The sequence below is a fragment of the Pseudomonas sp. TE31087 genome (genome assembly GCF_057284075.1).
Window position 1 is genome coordinate 349,393 of the sequence record NZ_JBXVNN010000001.1, and the last position, 16,682, is coordinate 366,074.

A 16,682-nucleotide genomic window follows, 5' to 3' on the forward strand; every position below is an offset into this window, starting at 1 on the left:
ATATGCAGGGATTGCTGCACTCGATGGTGCTGCGCTTGCGGGGTTCTGAGCGGGTGGGAAGGCTCTTTCATCTCCTGGGAACTCTTGGCGTCAGTGATATCAGGGTGTGTACGAGAAGTCGCCGCGCAAGTGCTTTTCGTACAAGGCCTAGTCTGCGTCCTTGGCCTATGTGTGGGTTCGCAACTATCACCCTGTATCAAGGCCAGCACTTCTTCGTCTTTCTTACAGATCAAAAGCTTGTTAAATAAGTGTCGTTCGTGTCAGAGGTATTTGATTTCAAAAGTGATCGTCTGGTTGGCGATGATGTCGCCCTTGGAGAAATCGGCTTTGGCAATTTCATCCAGCCTGAAATCGAGGTCAATGCTTGCAGTCGAGATGCCCAGTGGCACGATGCTGCCCGCTTTGGCAAAGGAAACGATGTAGTCGCCGCCGGCAAGTGGTATTGGCTGGTCGGCGTTGATCCCGGTCCACACGCCGCTCATGCCCCTGATGAGGGTGCCGTTATCGTTATTCGCGGTGGTCTTGGTGGGTACTATCCTTGAGTTTGCCAGGCTGGTACCTGCCTGGTGCCAACCTGTCGAGTAGTTCTTGCTGCTGCCTGCGGGTGCTGTGCTAGTCACGGCGAGCGTGAGTGGGGTGGCTGCCGAACAGGTGAGGCTCAGCGTACCCATGGGTTGGCTCACGGAGGCCACTTTGCCGGTAGCGTCCGCCAGCACGTTGCCCAAGTCGAGCTTGGCTTGGCTGGCCGTCACGCTGCAGACAGCGGGTACCGCCTTGCCAGTGATCTCGATACTGGTCGAGGTGGCGGCGGATGCGCTGCCAGCGCAGCTCATCGCAAGTGCAAGTACCCAATACTGTTTGGCGGGCATGTAAATTCTCCTGGCTATCCATATTTCGTGCTTGCTTGAAATTTTCGTCTGAAGTTTCACGAACAGACGGCCCATGGTATCGCTTGTCTAAAATCGGGAAGAACAAGGCGCGCCTGAAACTGTTTTGAGACAAGCTTGCAAGCGTATGGGGATAATGCCGTGGCTTTAGGAAAGGTCCGTATTGGGTGTGCGGAAAAGTCTGCGTTTCAGGTAAGGAAGCGGGGGGGGGGGGGGGCGGGTTGGGATATTGATGACAGGGTTTGGCGTTTTGCGGCACAAAGACGGGGGCAGGAGTATGGCGCTCACGGTGCAGCCGCTCTTCGTGCAAAGCCTGAGGGCATTAGTTGCAGGGGGGCAGTGCGCTGAAGGCAAGCGCGACAGCGTGGGCGTCGCGGTGGGGTGAGAAAGTCTCACCCCGAAGGTTGCACCTGTCAGATGTACTTGATTTCGAAGGTCAGTGTTTGGTTGGCGCTGATATCGCCTTTTGCGAAGTCTGCTTTGAGGATTTCATCCAGTTTGAAGTCAAGGTCGATGCTGGCGGTCGTAATGCCCAGCGGCACGAGGGTGCCTGTCTTGGCGAAGGAGATCGTGTAGTCGCCACCGGCAAGTGTGATGGCTTGGCCGGCGTTCATTCCGGTCCAGACACCGTTCAGGCCGTTGATAAGAGTACCGGACTCGCTATTGACCATGGTCTTGGTTGGCACCACCCTGGCGTTCGCAAGGTTTGTACCAGCCTGATGCCAGCCTGACGAATAGTTCTTGCTGCTGCCGGCGGGTGCCGTGCTGGTTAACGAAAGGCTCAGCGGAGTGGCTGCCGAGCAGTTGAAGTTCAAGGTGCCCAGGGATCGACTAATGGCGGCCACTTTCCCGGTAGCATCTGCCAGCACCTCGCCCAGGTCGAGTTTGGCCTGACTGGTCGTGATGTTGCAGACGGCAGGGATAGCCTTGCCAGTGATCTCGATACTCGTCGAAGTGGCGGCGAATGCGTTACCTGCGCAGCCCAGTGCAAGTGCAAGTGCAAGGTACTGTTTGGCACCCATGTTAATTCTCCCTCTATCCATGTTCCATTTTTCAAGCTTGGTGTGGTTGGTGCCTGACGTTGCTTGTCAGGCACACCAAGGCTATCGCTCGCCTGGAAATGGGTAGAACAAGCCGGGGCTGATCTTCGTTTGAGGCAGGCTCCAAAATATTTGGCGAGAACTCCTTGGTGCCGAGAAATGTACACGGCCGGGCTGCGGAGAGTTCTGCATTGGCGCGTGTCGTGCGCGGGCCTTATACCTCCAGCTCCAACGCCAATAGCTCCTCCACGCGTTGACGACGACGGATCATCCTCATTCCGTTGTTTTCCAGCAAGAACTCCGGCAGCAATGGCCGGCTGTTGTAGTTCGACGACATCGACGCGCCATAGGCTCCCGCATCGTGAATCACCAGCAGGTCACCCACCTTGGCCTGCGGCAGCGTCTGGGGTGTCAGTTCCTGGTCGTCCTGGGTGAACACATCCCCCGACTCGCACAGCGGCCCGGCCACCACGGTCGGTTGCAGCGGACGGCTCACTGGCCGGCCCACGGCATCGAACAGGCTCATGCGGTGGTAGGCCCCGTACATCGCCGGGCGCATCAGGTCGTTGAAGCCGGCATCGACCAGGATGTAGTGCCGGTTGCCCATCTGCTTGACGGCGCGCACCTCGGTCACCAGGCAACCCGACTCCGCCACCAGGAAGCGGCCCGGCTCAATCTCCATGCGCACGGGGTGGCCGAGCATGGCTTCGATCTCCGCCCGTGCCACCGCCCAGGTGCGGGCGTAGCGTTGCAGGTCTACCGGCTGGTCGTCGCTGCGGTACGGCGTGGACAGTCCGCCACCGATGGAGAAGGCCTCGATATCCATGCCCAGCTTGCCGATCAGCCCGACCATGGCGCCGGCCACCTGTTCCAGGTGCGCGTAGTCCACCCCCGAGCCGATGTGCATGTGCACGCCCACCAGGTGCAGGCCGTGCTGTTTCACGCAGGCCAGCGCCTCGGGCAATTGCTCGTGCCAGATGCCGTGCTTGCTGTTCTCGCCACCGGTGTTGGTCTTGCGGCTGTGGCCATGGCCGAAGCCCGGGTTGATGCGCAGCCATACCCGGTGCCCGGGGGAGTGCTCGCCCAGCTGGCGGAGCATGTCGATGGAACCGGCATTCACCTCGATCTTTGTCTCGACCACTCGAGCCAAGGTGGGCTGGTCGAGCACATCGCAGGTCAGCACCACGCCGGCCGGATCGCCGTCCACCGTCGCCCCGGCCGCGAAAGCCCGCTCCATCTCACCCAGCGACACGGCATCGAGCACCAGGCCACGTTCGCGCATCAGGCGCAGGACATGCAGGTTGGGGTTGGCCTTCTGCGCGAAGCGGACCGTGTCGAAGTGCTGCTGCAACTGGTCGATGCGTTGGTGGATGGTCTGGGCGTCATAGGCCCACAGTGGGGAGCCGTGTTGGCGGACGGCCTGGGCCAGGAGGGTGGTGGTCATGGTGGTGTTCCTTGTAATGGATGCACCGATCTTGAGTGAGTTGGATGATTCATAAAAATAGATAATTTTCAGAAGGTCATCCGTATTTGATATACATTCGACTGCTGTAGGAGCGGACTCGTCCCGCGAACACCGGCAAAGCCGGTGCCATCCACCGCGTTGCCGGTGTTCGCGGGACAAGCCCGCTCCTACAGGTCCCTGCCAAACGTTCAGGTGTTGCATGCCACCATGAAACTCTCCATCCGCCACATCGAAGTGTTCCGCGCCATCATGGCGGCCGGCAGCGTCACCGGCGCCGCGCGCCTGCTGTTCACCTCGCAGCCCACCGTCAGTCGCGAGCTGGCGCGCATGGAGCAGGTTACCGGTTTGAACCTGTTCGAACGCGAAGGCGGGCGCCTGGCACCCACGGCCCAGGCCTTGCTGCTGATCGAGGAGGTCGAGCGCGCCTTCGTCGGCCTGGAGCGCATCGATCGCTTCGCCCAGGCCATCCGCAACTTCGAACAGGGCCGGCTGGCCATCACCTGCCTGCCACTGTTCTCGCAAACCCTGCTGCCCAAGGCCTGCAAGGCGTTTCACCAGCAACACCCGGGCGTGAGCGTAAGCATCACCGCCCAGGAGTCGCCGCTGCTGGAGGAGTCGCTGGTGGCCCAGCAGCACGACCTGGGCCTGACCGAAACCGGGCAGGTGCCCAGGGGGGCGGTCGGGGAGCTGCTGTTCAGTGCCGACATGGTCTGCGTGCTGCCCGAAGACCACCCATTGCAGGCCAAGCCGGTGCTGGCGCTGCAGGATTTCCACGAGGTCGACTTCATCAACCTGGCCAGCCTGGACAGTTACCGGCAACAGCTTGACCGGCACTTCCGCGAAGCAGGGGTGAACCGACGCACGATCATCGAGACCACCAGCGCGGCGTCGGTGTGCGCGATGGTCCGGCAGGGCCTGGGGGTGGCGATCATCAATCCGCTAAGCGGGCTGGAAGCGGGGCAGGGGGGCTTGCCGATTCGCCGCTTGAGCCTCTCGGTGCCGTACCAGGTGATGTTGATCCGGCCGGAGCTGCGCCCGGCATCGGCGGTGCTGGAACCGTTTTGCCAGGCATTGAGGGCGCAGGCGCGGGACATGCAGGCGGCATTGGCGAAGGCCTTCCATGGCGCCACCTGATCGCTCAATGCGCCATGGCCTTGAACGTTCGGAAGCAAAGCCCCGTCGCCAGCCGTTGCGCGGTCAGATCGAAGAGCATGGCCAGGCACGGTAGCTTGAAGTGCGCGGTCATCTGTTCGACACAGTCCCAGTGGCCGGTGATGATCCAGCGTTCACTCGGCAAGGCTGCGTACTTGAGGCTGTACACCACGCATCCCGAGGTACGGTTCAACACCTCCAACAAGCCTTCCAGCCTCTCCTGGAGCACCGCTGCCGAACCGATGGCCGGGATGATCTCGACGGTGTTGATTGCGACCAGACCCATGGCGAGCCCTCCCTGTGTTCACTTCGCCAGCAGCTGGTTCGCCACTTTGAAGGCTTCTTCCTGGGTGGCGACGATATGCAGGGGGTAGCCCCAGAAGGCTTCGAACTTGGCTGCGAACAATTGAGCGGCCTCCTGTTTGTCGGCATCCGGCTCGATGAGGATCTGCCCCCGGACGTAGGTGCGCAGCGCGGCCTTGTGGCGCTTCATCCACAGTGACAGTTGTTTCTGTTCGTCATGGGTATGTCCATTGGCTTTTTGCCTGGCGCGTTCCGCGTCCAGCAAGACGAACGGTTCGGCGCCTGCCAGCAGCGTTTCGAAGACTGCGAAACCTTCATCGCGGGTATCGATGGTGGTATTACCGGTATCCATCCAGACCAGCGGAAAATAGGTGGAATCCAAAAGCATCTGTCTGATCCTCTGCGTGTGTTGATGCGTGGTCGCCGTTCTGGAAAACCGACATCGGCGACCCAGATGCACGATAACCACGTGACTCATGGACGTCATTGCGAAATCTTGTCATTCTGTTTTTCATTTCGGCCAATGCGTCAGCTTCGAGCAATGAGCAGCATCGTGGAATCAATCACCCCCGAAACCCTGGCCAGCCCATGGGATGTCGATGGCATTCCACGTCAGGTCATCGCCTTGTGCGCGTCCCGCGTAGGCAAGGACTGGGAGCTTGCCCCTCACCGTCATCGCAAGGCGCAGTTGATCTACACGGTGCGCGGCATTCTCAACTGTGAGGTGGAGACCGGGGTGTGGATCGTGCCGCCGCAGTGCGCGGTGTGGATCCCAGGGGGGCTGCTGCATTCGACCCGTGGCTCGGGAGAAACCGAATGCCATTGCCTGTTCGTCGAGCCGGAGGCGGTCGAGTATCTGCCGACCACCTGCTGCACGCTGGCGGTGTCGCCACTGTTGCGCGAACTGTTGCTCAAGGCGACGGGCTTCGAGGCGCTGTACGCCGAGCGCGGGCCCGAGGCGCGACTGATCGCCACGTTGCTGGACGAATTGTGCGCCGCCCCCGTCGAGGATCTGCACCTGCCCATGCCCCAGGACCGCAGGCTGCGCCAGCTGGCGCAGCGGCTGCTGGCCGACCCGGCGAGCACAGCGCCGATCGGCGAATGGGCCCGGCGCATCGGCATGAGCGAGCGCAGCATGAGCCGGCTGTTGCTGCAGGAAGTCGGCATGAGTTTCGGCCGCTGGCGGCGGCAGCTTCATGTGATCCTTTCGTTGCAACGCCTTGCTAAGGGCGAGAGTGTGCAGGCGGTGGCCCTGGCGTTGGGTTACGAAAGCGCCAGTGGCTTCGTCACCATGTTCCGCAAGGCCATGGGCAAGCCGCCTGCGCGCTATCTGCTCGAGCGCGGTGCCGGTGATCCGGCCGAAGCAGCCCGTGGCATCGTGCTCGCGCCCTGAACGGGAGGTACCCCGGAAACCTGAACGATTCGATTCCCGTCAGGGTCAACCCCTTCAGCAGTGATCAGAAACGCTCCACAGCATGAGGATTGATCATGAGTACCCTGACGATCGAAGGCTGGTGCAAAGGTGACGGTGATCGCAGATCCACCCCGGTGGGCGACATCCATTTCGATATCCAGGGCGCCGCCCACACGGCGCTGGAGCAGGCCGAAGAGCGCCTGCAGCAGAGCCACGAGCGCGAAGCGATGGTGGATGTCGACATGGACACACTGAACCTGGTCTTGCCTGAAGGCTATGGCCCCTTGTCCGACTGCCGCCTGCGTGTCTACCTGAGCGACGATGAGCGCGGCCAGTTCCACCTGGTCGGGCATCGGGCCAGCGACGGCAGCCTGATCTACACCAATGCGGTGCTGATTGCGCAATTGAGCTGAGCCTCAGCTGCGCTCCAGCTGTGCGGCCACCTCCTTGGCCAGCGCCAGGAAGGCCTGCGCCGCCGCGGCCTGGTAGACACCCCTGCGCTGCATGAGCACGGCCGTGCGTTGCAGGCGCAAGGGGTCGAGGGCGATGGCGGTCAGGTCGTCATGCGCCAGGACGATGTTGGCGGGGAGCAGCGTCGACAGCGTCGTCCTGCGCACCACTTCGATGACCGCGCCGATAGCATTGGCCTCCATCCGCACCTGCGGGCGTATGCCGTGCTGCCGGCAATAGCGCTCGATCTGCTCCCGAGTGGCGAATTCGGCGCTGAGCAGGATCATCGACTCGTCGTTCAGCGCCTGTAGCCCGATGGCGCGTGCATGGGCCAATGGGTGCTGGCTGCCGACCACCAGCGCCAGTGTCTCGACCAGCAATGGGTAGGTGTCGATGTCCTGGGCGTGGGGCTCATCGAAGGCGATACCGACATCCAGTTCGTCCGCCAGCAGCAGTTCCTCCATGTGCTCCTGGGCGATTTCGCGCAAGTTCAGGGTGATATTCGGGTACCGGCTGTGGAAGGCATCGACCAAGGGGCCGACCAGATAGCTGGTAAAGGTCGGCGTCACCGCCACCCGCAATGACCCTCGGCTGAGGTCGCTCACATCATGGATCGCGCGCCTGGCCTCCTGCAGTTCCTGCGACGCCCGTTTCGCATAGCGCAGATAGACCTCGCCGGCATCGGTCAGCCGAGTCGTGCGCCCCGAGCGATCGAACAACTGCGCCCCCAGGCTTTCCTCCAGTTGCCTGACCTGCTGCGAAAGCGCGGGCTGGGAGACGTGCAGGGCTGCCGCCGCCCGAGTGAAGCTATGGTGTTGCGCGACCGCGAGAAAGTACTGGATATGCCGGGCGAGCATGCTTCTCTCCATAAGATAATCTGATGCCATTCATCATAAATGAGACTTTTACCTTATGTAACGCACCGCCTAACCTTTGCCTCACACACCGCGACACTGAGGCATCAGCCATGCAAGACATCATCGACGGCTTCCTGAAGTTCCAGCGCGACGCCTTCCCCGAGCGAGTCAAGCTGTTCAAGGACCTGGCCACCCAGCAAAGCCCGCGGGCGCTGTTCATCTCCTGCTCCGACAGCCGCCTGGTGCCCGAGCTGGTCACCCAGCGCGAGCCGGGCGACCTGTTCGTCATCCGCAACGCCGGCAACATCGTGCCGTCCTACGGCCCTGAACCCGGCGGGGTGTCGGCCTCGGTCGAGTATGCCGTCGCCGCCCTGCAAGTGGCCGATATCGTCATCTGCGGTCACTCCGACTGCGGCGCCATGACTGCCATCGCCACCTGCAAGTGCCTGGACCACATGCCCGCCGTGGCCGGCTGGTTGCGCTACGCCGACTCCGCCCGTGTGGTCAACGAAGCCCGCCCGCATCAAACCCCTCACGCCAAGGTCGAGGCCATGGTGCGAGAGAACGTGATCGCCCAGCTGGCCAACATCCAGACCCACCCCTCGGTGCGCCTGGCCCTGGAAGAGGGCCGCGTGGCCCTGCATGGCTGGATCTACGACATCGAGAGCGGCCGCATCGACGCCTTCGACGGACGCACCGGCCAGTTCGTATCCCTGGCGGACAACCCAGACGTCCGCGCTGTTTCCCACGCTTCCCGGCACGTTGCCTGAACCCGATTTTCAACCCAAGGAGACACTCCCATGATCCAGTCGCAAATCAGCCAGAACGCCCGTCTTGCCCTGAGCGAGGTCATCCTCCTGGCCAAGGCCCGCAAGGACCTGTCGTTCGCCCAGATCACCGATGGCACCGGCCTGTCCGAAGCCTTCGTCACCGCCGCGCTGCTGGGCCAGCACCCGCTGCCGGCCAGCGCCGCCCAGGTGGTGGGTGACAAGCTCGGTCTGGACGCCGACGGCATCGCACTGCTGCAGACCATCCACACTGCGCGGCAGTATCGAAGGTGGCGTGCCGACCGACCCGACGATCTATCGCTTCTACGAGATGCTGCAGGTGTACGGCACCACGCTCAAGGCGCTGGTCCACGAGAAGTTCGGCGACGGCATCATCAGCGCCATCAACTTCAAGCTGGATGTGAAGAAGGTCGATGATCCGGAAGGCGGTTCCCGCGCTGTGATCACCCTGGATGGCAAGTACCTGCCGACCAAACCGTTCTGATTCGCCCATAGGGACATGGCCCGGTCTCCACAGGGTGGCCGGGCCATTTCTACAGACGATATTGGCCCCCTGTAGGAGCGGGCTTGCCCCGCGAACACCGGCAAGGCCGGTGCCATCCACCGCGTTGTCCAACATCGCGAGTACAGGGTGTCGACCGTAATGACTGATTACGAGAAGCGACGGCATGGACCTGATCATCAGAAATGTCCGCATCGACGATGCAAAACCCTTGATGGATGTGGCCGTGCACAACGGCAAGATCACTGAAATCGCCCCGACGATCACCGCAACGGCAACCCAGGAAATCCAAGGCAATGGCAATGTCCTGATCCCAGGCTTCGTCGAAGGCCACCTGCACCTGGAAAAAGCTAATGTCATGCAACGCAAGGCCAACCGCTCCGGCACCTTGAAGGAAGCGATCGCCGTCACCGCCGAGCTCAAGCCCACGCTCACCCGCGAAGACATCCGCGAGCGCTCGACGCAGGTGTTGCGCGCGCTGGTGCAGGCCGGCACCACCCATGTCCGTGCCCACGCCGAGTTCGACCCCGCCCAGGGTTTCACGGGCCTGGATGTGGTGCTGGAGCTACGGGAAACATTCCGCGATGTCATCGATATCCAGGTGGTCGCCTTTCCCCAGGAAGGCATCCTCAAGGTGCCCGGCATGAAAGCGATGATGGTCGAGGCGATGGAGAAGGGCGCCGATGTGGTCGGCGGCATTCCCTACAACGACGTATCGCCCCACGAGCACATTGGTTTCGTTTTCGACCTGGCCAGGCGCTACGACAAGGACATCGACCTGCATCAGGATTTCGCCGATGACGCCGAGCAGATGACCATCGAATACGTGGCCCGCCGGACCATCGCCGAGGGTTACCAGGGGCGGGTGTGCGTCGGCCACCTCACCAGCCTCGCGGCCGTCGAGCCCGAGCGGCAGGCACGTATCGTCGCGCTGCTGCGCGAGGCCGGTATCAGTGTGATGTGCCTGCCGGCCACCGACCTGCACCTGGGCGCCCGTGGCGACAGCCACAACGTGCGCCGTACCCTGACACCGGTGCGAGCCTTGCGCGATGGTGGGGTGAATGTCTGCCTGGCCACCAACAATATCCGCAACGCCTTCACCCCTTATGGCACGGGCGACCTGCTGAACATCGCGCAACTGGCCATCCCTGCCTGCCACCTCGGGGGGGCGGATGACCAGGCCACAGTGCTGTCGATGCTCACGACCAACCCGGCCAGGGCCTTGGGCTTGCGCGACCATGGCCTGGCCGTGGGCAAGGATGCGGATCTGGTGTTGCTGGATACCCTGCGCGTCAGCGATGTGATCCTCGACCTGCCGGCGCGATTGGCGGTGCTCAAGCGTGGGCGGGTGGTGGCGACGGCCGAGCATCGCCGGTCGGTGGTGTTCTGAGCGGTTGCTACGGTTCCTGCGCCAGATGCGCTGCCACTGCTGCTTCCAGGATGAGCACAAGCTCAGGTTCCATGTATTGGAAGTCGTCGGGAATGTCGAGCACATGCAGCCGTTTGTGTTCAAGCAAGCGTGCGAACTGAGCTAGCAAGCGTTGCTGGTGTTTGCGCTCCATCACCAAGATGACGTCGGCCCAGCGAATGTCCGCCGGGCTGACAGGCTTGCGTGCATTCGGGCTGGTGCCCGCCGACCGGGCGGCAAAGCCCGGGCGACGGCGCCAGATCATCTCGGCGGTGGGGCTGCGCCACTGGTTGCGGCTGCAGACGAACAGGAGATTGGTCACGCTTGGTCCAATAGTTGGCGAGTGCTGCGGATGGGGTAGCTGAAGCCGAGCTGGCGCGCCCTTGCCAGCTTCGAGGCGCGGGTGTAGAGCAGCTTCCAGTTCTTTTCTGGCTTGAACACCTGTGGGCACACCGCAGGATGGTGAGCATGTTTGCGGGCCTGGGAGCGTCGCCAGGCGCGAGATCTTTTCATGGGAGATTCCTCGTGGATAACCGGGTTCAGCAGCCACGGCAATACGAGTGGGGAGAAGGTTACACGTTAATCGGGAGGGTGGCCAGATAGTGCCAAATCCCAAGTGCCAATCGTGTTTATCCGCAGCAAAGCCACCGTGATATCAGGCGGCAGGCCGAAAGTGGTGAAAGGAGACAGAAGCGCACGTCATGGCCGCAGTGAAAGGTTTGGCTATCGTCCGCTATCAACGCGATCAATGTTGGCAGACGTGCTTTGCCATCTCCCTCTAGTTTGCGCAGGGCGTGCTGGAACCCCGAACAACAATAACGAGGGACCCGACTATGCCCACCGCCATCCAAGCGTCCAACGCCTGGTGCATTCTGTTCCTGCTGTTCCTGGCCAACCTGTTCAACTTCTTCGACCGCACCATCCCCGCCATCGTCATCGAGCCGATCCGCCTGGAGTGGCACCTGAGCGACTTCCAGATCGGCATCATCGGCACCGCCTTCACCCTGGTCTATGCCATCGCCGGCCTGCCGCTGGCGCGCATCGCCGACACCGGCTCGCGCAGTCGACTCATGGGCTGGGGCCTGCTGGCGTGGAGCGGGCTGACGGCGGTCAACGGCATGGTCGGCAGTTTCTGGAGCTTTTTGCTGGTGCGCATGGGCGTTGGCATCGGCGAGGCCAGCTACGCGCCGGCCGCCAACTCGCTGATCGGCGACCTGTTCCCCGCCGGACGGCGGGCGCGGGCGATGGGCATCTTCATGCTCGGCTTGCCGCTGGGCCTGCTGCTGGCGTTCTTCACCATCGGTGCGATGGCCCAGGCCTTCGACAGCTGGCGCGCGCCGTTCTTCATCGCCGCCGTGCCCGGTGTGCTGCTGGCGCTGTTCATCTTCATGATCCGCGAGCCCGCGCGCGGCGCCGCGGAGACGGTGGCCACCGCCCAGGCACCACTGGACCGCCCCCTGCGTCGGGTGCTGAGCGTGCCTACCTTCGCCTGGCTGGTGCTGGCGGGGCTGACCTTCAACTTCGCCTCGTATGCCTGCAATTCGTTCATGGTGCCGATGTTGCAGCGCTACTTTGCGCTGGCGCTGCACGACGCCGCGGTGGCCACCGGGATGATCGTCGGCCTGAGCGGCCTGGTGGGGCTGACCCTTGGCGGCTGGGTGGCCGACAAGGTGCACCAGCGTTTTGCTAACGGCCGTCTGGTGTTCGCCGCGCTGAGCATGTTGGGCGCTACCTTGTGCACCGCCTGGGCGCTGCATGCCGGGCGCATCGAGTTGGGCGTGTTTGTGGCGGTGTTCGGGATCGGCTGGTTGTTCTCGTACAACTTCTACACCTGCGTGTACACCGCCATCCAGGATGTGGTGCAGCCGCGCCTGCGGGCCACGGCCATGGCGCTGTTCTTCGCCGGGCTCTACCTGCTGGGTGGCGGCCTGGGGCCAGTGGTGGTCGGTGGGCTGTCGGACCACTTTGCCGGAGCGGCCATGGCGGCGGCGGGCGAGGTGGCGATGAGCGAGGCGTTCAAGGCCCAGGGGCTGCATGATGCGATGTACCTGATCCCTGTGGCCCTGTTGCTGACCATGGTGTTCCTGCTGGCGGCCTCGCGGTGTTTCAGCCGGGATGCGCAACGGATGCGCGAGGGTATGGTGATCGATGCATCGGCGACGGCGAATCAAGCCGCAAGGGCCTGAGCGAGAGAACCTCGGTGGTACCCGATCTGTGCAGAAGAACTTTCTTGTGCCGGTGTTCGCCGGTGGACCGGCTTCAGGGTGGTCGAGAGAGCGATCACCGACAAGTCGGTGCCATCGAGCGGGGCATCCGCATCGCGTTGTGTATGCCAGTTCTGGACTTGGCTAGTGCTCTGAGTGTCGAAGCCAACCCGACCGTTGGGTTACGGGTGATGCGAACGATGCATCCGTCGCCGGTAGTGCTTGTTTTCAAGGGCCACAGTTTGCGGGAGAACTGCTTTTGCTTTCGGTCTTCGATCTTATTGACGTTCGATAGTTTGCAGTTATCTCTCGATCTGTATGCAATATACGCCAGCTTCCAGCAACTGGAGTGCCAGGTAGTATTGAGAGCTCACCGTTGTCAGGTTGAATTCTGAAGCAAAAGGTCTTGAGCAGATTGTCGGTGTTGTTGATGACATGCAGAGGCCATTTGCTCTTGTTGCCGGCTAGGTCTCCGTTGCTGTCTACATGGATCAGCAACAGGTCGTAGGACCTTCCAGGGTCCACACTGGCGCGGTCGTGTATACAAATCTCCATGAAGTCTTTTGGGGTGTTGAACGAAAATGATTGCGTCTGGCTACTGCCGTCCACGGCGACGTAGTCCATTTTCCCACTCAGCGCGACGGAGAATTCCCGGGTGTTATTAGGGTCGGCCAATGGGCCTTGGCATTCATACAATAGGGTAAGTGCCGTGACTGTCGGATTTGCGTTTCCGCATGAGGTGATCACCAGCATCATCAGGATGCAGAAGCAAGCGCGTGACAATTTTTTATGGGTGTTCAGTAAGGCTGGCATGGCGGCTCCAAGGCCGTATCGGCGACCACGTCGTTTTTACTGTAAATCTGCAAGTCGGCAGCTATGGCACGGTCTGTTTTGCTGATCACCCAGTAACCATTAATGATGGACGGATTGGCGAGATCAAACTCCCCGCCGCTTGTACGTCCTTCGAAACACTGGTCCCTGATCAGGGTCTGGCCACCGTTTGCGACTACCAATGTCCAGCTTTTATTGGCGTTGATCGGTTGATAATCCTTGTCTACGTTTTTCAACGTCAGGGTGTACCCCGAGCCCGGGCTTATGCCGGCTCTGTCGTGAATGCAAATCCGCACGTAATCGTCGGCCGAGTCCAGCGTGTACTGATGGGTAAACTGTGATGTGCCGTTTTTATAGTCTCGGCGCCCGGTGAAACCAGCCTGAAATTCGTTTGTCATCGTGGGATCGGTGAAGGGTGCCGAGCAGCGATATTCTTGTGTGCTGGGTAGAAATCTCACGGGTGCGCACGAGAGTATGAGGGTACTCGCTGCTGCCACTATGCATAGAGTGTGTTGTTTCATTTTAGATTGCCTATGGCTTTTCTATAATCAGATGCATTTTAGGCTGTTTTGCGTTAGGGGAGTCTGCATCGGGCGCTCGGTTTCGTATCACCGATAAACTGCCATCTGCAAGTATGCACTCGACGAGGCCCTGGAATTCAATGACGTTCTGCTGGGAGATGGTGAGCGTCGGGGCGTCTTTCGGGTCAAATCGATATTCCGCAGTTCCCCCGTTGACAGAGGAATATCCGGTGATCATGTCGGGAAGATCAAGAACAATTTTACTGATCTCAACGCCGTTAACCGTGGTTGTGCTGGTCAGCTGGGGTGTCCGTGCATTTGGATTCTGTTGCCATAAAAAACTCGCCCCTCGTTCAGTATGCGGTGTCTTGGTGAATAGGAAGGGATCCATTTCGCAGGAGGGTGGTGGGTCGATGTTGCCTATGCCGGTTGCCGCGACGAACTGGAGGAATGGAATCTTGTATGTTGCGGTGGCCTGCCTGTGAGCGGCGTCATGGGCCCAGACAGCCTCCAGGCTTTGATTGTCTGTCGCTGGGCGTTCGATACGCAATACAGGGTATTTGTTACGGTCGATTTGGCATGTCCACATCTGCGGGTCACACTGCTGTGTTTCATAATCCGCGTTTATACACGCCCCGGATATTCTGACCGGTATGTCAAGCGCGTGCGTGCTCCCTTTGCTCTGGTAGGTGACTTTTATATTGTTGTTGAGTGAGTGGCTTTTTTGTGGAGTCAGCGTGAAGCGCAACCTGATGCTGGGGCTTTCCCCACTCATTTTTATTGGGTATGCGTTGACGCGTCCGCGAGTGTCGATGGCCTCTATTGATCCGAACACCGAATCATTGGTTTCCCACTTGATACCGTCATCTGCAATTTCTGCGGCAAGCTCTTGAGGGACATCAAGCTGCAGCACCAAGGTAGCAACCTTGAACTCGCCATACGCTATCGTAGGTTGTACGCTCGTTGGGATGGCAGCAATCAAAGGGTCGGCGCAATAACCGCCGGTGCTGATAAGCAACAGACTTGCTGCTGAGAAGCATGCGACCTTCATGGTAAATTACTCGCCAAGTGAAGATGTATGGGAAGAGTTTCAAGTAGAGCGAAAGTATTGCCGGTGGTGGGAGGTTTGTGCTTGTTTGTAGTGTAGGTTGTTTTAAGTAGTGCCCACTTTGTGTTTCAATTTTTTTGGAATGCTTGATGTGTTGCTTATAGCGATGAGGTTTGCGTGAGGGTTTACTTTGGATTTGGCGTCGATATCCGTCGGCCTCGTGTTTTGGTTAGGTGGGCTATCTGCCTGTGTCTTTATTCGCTATGTGACGAACGAGCTTCACCGGGAATGTGGTCGTAGTTGCGTTGATGCCGATCGCAGTTAGCACCGGGAAGTGCGGTGTCAGCGCGTTCGGCGATAGCGTCTATCCAATATTCGCAAGCCACGTTTCATATGCAGTCCTCATGGTCTGCCACGTTTCATGATTGGCGGGAACCAAATGCTCGATGCGCAGCGAAGCCACTGTAATATCCAAGGGCATGCCGAAGGTTGTGAAAGTGGACAGAAAGTGCAGCTCGCCCTCACCGGTGCGCACGCGGGTCAGCACCATCGGTGACAACGGTGCGTCCGGCGGCAACGCGGGCGGGGTGGGCAAGCCTTGCAGCCACCGCGTCAGGTCAGGATTGCCCACCGCCTCCCTGGCCGCCCGCTGCCAGGCGATTGCCCGTATCTCGTCGGCATTGACCAGATGATCCCCCAGTCCGCCCGGGCGTAGCAGTGTGTCCAGCAGGTTGAGGCCCGAGGTGCTGTTCGTTGGTACACCGGCCATCGTGAACAGCAGCCCGGCACTGGCATTGGCTGCGGTGATGTCCCAGTTGCTGGCGATGACGATGGCTGGCGCGGGGTTGTTGGCCTGCAGGATGTACTCCAGCGCGTCGTGCACCATCTTCATGGCCGGGGCGTCGGGTGCCGAGGCTGCGTAGCGCGGTGCGTAGCCTGCCGCAAGGAACACATCGTTGCAGTGGTCGAGCGGCACTTCCAGTGCGCTGAGCAGGGCGTGCAGCGTGCTTGGGCTGGCCTTGGCGCGGCCAGTTTCCACGCAGCTCAGGTGGCGATGCGACAGGCCTGCCAACAGCGCCAGGTCGAGTTGGCTGAGGCCGGCCTGGCGGCGCAGTCGGCGCAGGTGCTCTCCTGCATCGGTGATGGCAGGTGTTTGCGTGGAATGAAAGGGAGAAGGGCTCATGCTGCGACTCTGGCTGTCCATGACCTGCGAGGTCATTGAGGCGGGGACGACTCTATCACTACCGTGAAAGCAAGATCGCGTTCATCGAACAAAGCACAACTCTTAGATTTTACTGGGGCTGCGGGGGAGCGGGCTGGTCCCGCGATCACCCGCGTAGCGGGTGCCAGGCTCCGCGGCGCCTGCATCGCGGGGCAAGCCCGCTCCTACAGGTCCCTGCCAAGGAGTCGGACAATGAAAGCTGAATGGATCGCGCTACCAGTGTTGCTGCTGTTTACCCTGTACACCGGCTGGACCCTGATGATTGCGGATCAGTCGCTCATCGCCTTTGGCCTTGACCTGATGTCCCGACCCGATACGGCCCAGGTCGTTATCGACCTGTATGTGATGGCCGGGCTGGGCTGTGTGTGGATGGTAAGCGACCAGCGCCAGCGAGGCGGATCGTTGCTTGGTGTCTTGCCCTATCTGCTGCTGACGGCGGTGTTTGTCTCCCTGGGGCCGTTGCTGTACATCGTGGTCAGGGGCTTTGCGCAGAGGCGCGGGGCATGAGCGGCGCTCTCGCGGTCTATGCCTGCTGCGTGGCGGTGCTGGTCATCGATGGGCGGTGTTCGGCGCAGGGTTCAGCAAGCGCA

Annotated in this window: 19 protein-coding genes and 1 pseudogene; 8 read left to right on the top strand and 12 right to left on the bottom strand. The window is 61.0% G+C overall.

Annotation, left to right across the window (positions count from 1 at the left end; translation table 11 throughout):
- Positions 1-260: 260 nt before the first annotated feature.
- From ACZ899_RS01490 to lysA, 3 genes are all read right to left on the bottom strand, one after another.
- Positions 261-869 carry a hypothetical protein gene (locus tag ACZ899_RS01490; protein ID WP_203651854.1) on the bottom strand — a complete coding sequence of 203 codons (609 nt, stop codon included), beginning with the start codon at positions 867-869 and terminating at the stop codon, positions 261-263.
- Between the two features lie 431 nt (positions 870-1,300).
- On the bottom strand, positions 1,301-1,909 hold the full coding sequence (locus ACZ899_RS01495; RefSeq protein WP_203651856.1) for a hypothetical protein: 609 nt from the start codon (positions 1,907-1,909) through the stop codon (positions 1,301-1,303).
- 232 nt (positions 1,910-2,141) lie between these two features.
- Positions 2,142-3,371 (bottom strand): diaminopimelate decarboxylase, encoded by a 1,230-nt coding sequence (gene lysA, locus ACZ899_RS01500; RefSeq protein WP_234560530.1) that lies wholly within the window; start codon positions 3,369-3,371, stop codon positions 2,142-2,144.
- 228 nt (positions 3,372-3,599) lie between these two features.
- Here lysA and ACZ899_RS01505 point away from each other — a divergent pair, with 228 nt between their 5' ends.
- Positions 3,600-4,526 (top strand): LysR family transcriptional regulator, encoded by a 927-nt coding sequence (locus ACZ899_RS01505; RefSeq protein WP_234560529.1) that lies wholly within the window; start codon positions 3,600-3,602, stop codon positions 4,524-4,526.
- 4 nt (positions 4,527-4,530) lie between these two features.
- Here the strand turns inward: ACZ899_RS01505 and ACZ899_RS01510 are convergent, their stop codons facing one another.
- Positions 4,531-4,830 (bottom strand): hypothetical protein, encoded by a 300-nt coding sequence (locus ACZ899_RS01510; RefSeq protein ID WP_234560528.1) that lies wholly within the window; start codon positions 4,828-4,830, stop codon positions 4,531-4,533.
- An 18-nt stretch (positions 4,831-4,848) separates the two neighbouring features.
- Positions 4,849-5,235 (bottom strand): hypothetical protein, encoded by a 387-nt coding sequence (locus ACZ899_RS01515; RefSeq protein ID WP_232856362.1) that lies wholly within the window; start codon positions 5,233-5,235, stop codon positions 4,849-4,851.
- Positions 5,236-5,400: 165 nt separating this feature from the next.
- On the opposite strand from ACZ899_RS01515, the gene ACZ899_RS01520 reads away from it, so the two are divergent.
- Together ACZ899_RS01520 and ACZ899_RS01525 are read left to right on the top strand one after the other, a co-directional pair.
- A complete protein-coding gene (locus tag ACZ899_RS01520) occupies positions 5,401-6,240 on the top strand; it encodes an AraC family transcriptional regulator (protein ID WP_442799891.1) in 840 nt (279 codons plus the stop codon).
- A gap of 95 nt (positions 6,241-6,335) precedes the next feature.
- Positions 6,336-6,674, top strand: coding sequence for a hypothetical protein (locus ACZ899_RS01525; RefSeq protein ID WP_110738724.1), 339 nt, complete (start codon positions 6,336-6,338; stop codon positions 6,672-6,674).
- A gap of 3 nt (positions 6,675-6,677) precedes the next feature.
- On the opposite strand, the gene cynR is transcribed toward ACZ899_RS01525, so the two are convergent.
- Positions 6,678-7,568, bottom strand: a complete 891-nt coding sequence (cynR, locus tag ACZ899_RS01530) for a transcriptional regulator CynR (RefSeq protein ID WP_234560527.1) — start codon at positions 7,566-7,568, stop codon at positions 6,678-6,680.
- 110 nt (positions 7,569-7,678) lie between these two features.
- Here cynR and ACZ899_RS01535 point away from each other — a divergent pair, with 110 nt between their 5' ends.
- The 3 genes and pseudogenes from ACZ899_RS01535 (at position 7,679) to ACZ899_RS01545 (ending at position 10,248) form a co-directional block, all read left to right on the top strand.
- Positions 7,679-8,338: a carbonic anhydrase gene (locus ACZ899_RS01535; RefSeq protein ID WP_186733909.1), complete on the top strand. Its 660-nt coding sequence runs from the start codon at positions 7,679-7,681 to the stop codon at positions 8,336-8,338.
- 30 nt (positions 8,339-8,368) lie between these two features.
- Positions 8,369-8,840 (top strand): annotated as a pseudogene (gene cynS, locus ACZ899_RS01540) (cyanase).
- Positions 8,841-9,024: 184 nt separating this feature from the next.
- Positions 9,025-10,248 (top strand): amidohydrolase family protein, encoded by a 1,224-nt coding sequence (locus ACZ899_RS01545; RefSeq protein ID WP_234560526.1) that lies wholly within the window; start codon positions 9,025-9,027, stop codon positions 10,246-10,248.
- 7 nt (positions 10,249-10,255) lie between these two features.
- On the opposite strand, the gene ACZ899_RS01550 is transcribed toward ACZ899_RS01545, so the two are convergent.
- A complete protein-coding gene (locus tag ACZ899_RS01550; RefSeq protein WP_234560525.1) occupies positions 10,256-10,588 on the bottom strand; it encodes a low molecular weight protein tyrosine phosphatase family protein in 333 nt (110 codons plus the stop codon).
- On the bottom strand, positions 10,585-10,779 hold the full coding sequence (locus tag ACZ899_RS01555; RefSeq protein ID WP_186733912.1) for a hypothetical protein: 195 nt from the start codon (positions 10,777-10,779) through the stop codon (positions 10,585-10,587). The genes ACZ899_RS01550 and ACZ899_RS01555 overlap by 4 nt, the downstream gene beginning before the upstream one ends.
- A 320-nt stretch (positions 10,780-11,099) precedes the next feature.
- Here ACZ899_RS01555 and ACZ899_RS01560 point away from each other — a divergent pair, with 320 nt between their 5' ends.
- The gene (locus ACZ899_RS01560) at positions 11,100-12,452 is read left to right on the top strand and encodes a spinster family MFS transporter (RefSeq protein WP_234560524.1); all 1,353 of its coding nucleotides are present in this window, start codon (positions 11,100-11,102) and stop codon (positions 12,450-12,452) included.
- 246 nt (positions 12,453-12,698) lie between these two features.
- Here ACZ899_RS01560 and ACZ899_RS01565 read toward each other — a convergent pair whose 3' ends face one another.
- From ACZ899_RS01565 to ACZ899_RS01580, 4 genes are all read right to left on the bottom strand, one after another.
- A complete protein-coding gene (locus ACZ899_RS01565) occupies positions 12,699-13,283 on the bottom strand; it encodes a hypothetical protein (RefSeq protein ID WP_234560523.1) in 585 nt (194 codons plus the stop codon).
- A complete protein-coding gene (locus ACZ899_RS01570) occupies positions 13,268-13,699 on the bottom strand; it encodes a hypothetical protein (protein ID WP_234560522.1) in 432 nt (143 codons plus the stop codon). The genes ACZ899_RS01565 and ACZ899_RS01570 overlap by 16 nt, the downstream gene beginning before the upstream one ends.
- A gap of 133 nt (positions 13,700-13,832) precedes the next feature.
- Positions 13,833-14,873 (bottom strand): hypothetical protein, encoded by a 1,041-nt coding sequence (locus ACZ899_RS01575; RefSeq protein WP_234560521.1) that lies wholly within the window; start codon positions 14,871-14,873, stop codon positions 13,833-13,835.
- A gap of 361 nt (positions 14,874-15,234) precedes the next feature.
- A complete protein-coding gene (locus ACZ899_RS01580; protein ID WP_234560551.1) occupies positions 15,235-16,053 on the bottom strand; it encodes a helix-turn-helix domain-containing protein in 819 nt (272 codons plus the stop codon).
- Between the two features lie 231 nt (positions 16,054-16,284).
- Between ACZ899_RS01580 and ACZ899_RS01585 the strand changes: the two genes are divergently transcribed.
- Positions 16,285-16,599, top strand: coding sequence for a DUF2834 domain-containing protein (locus ACZ899_RS01585; RefSeq protein WP_203651871.1), 315 nt, complete (start codon positions 16,285-16,287; stop codon positions 16,597-16,599).
- Positions 16,600-16,682: the final 83 nt, after the last annotated feature.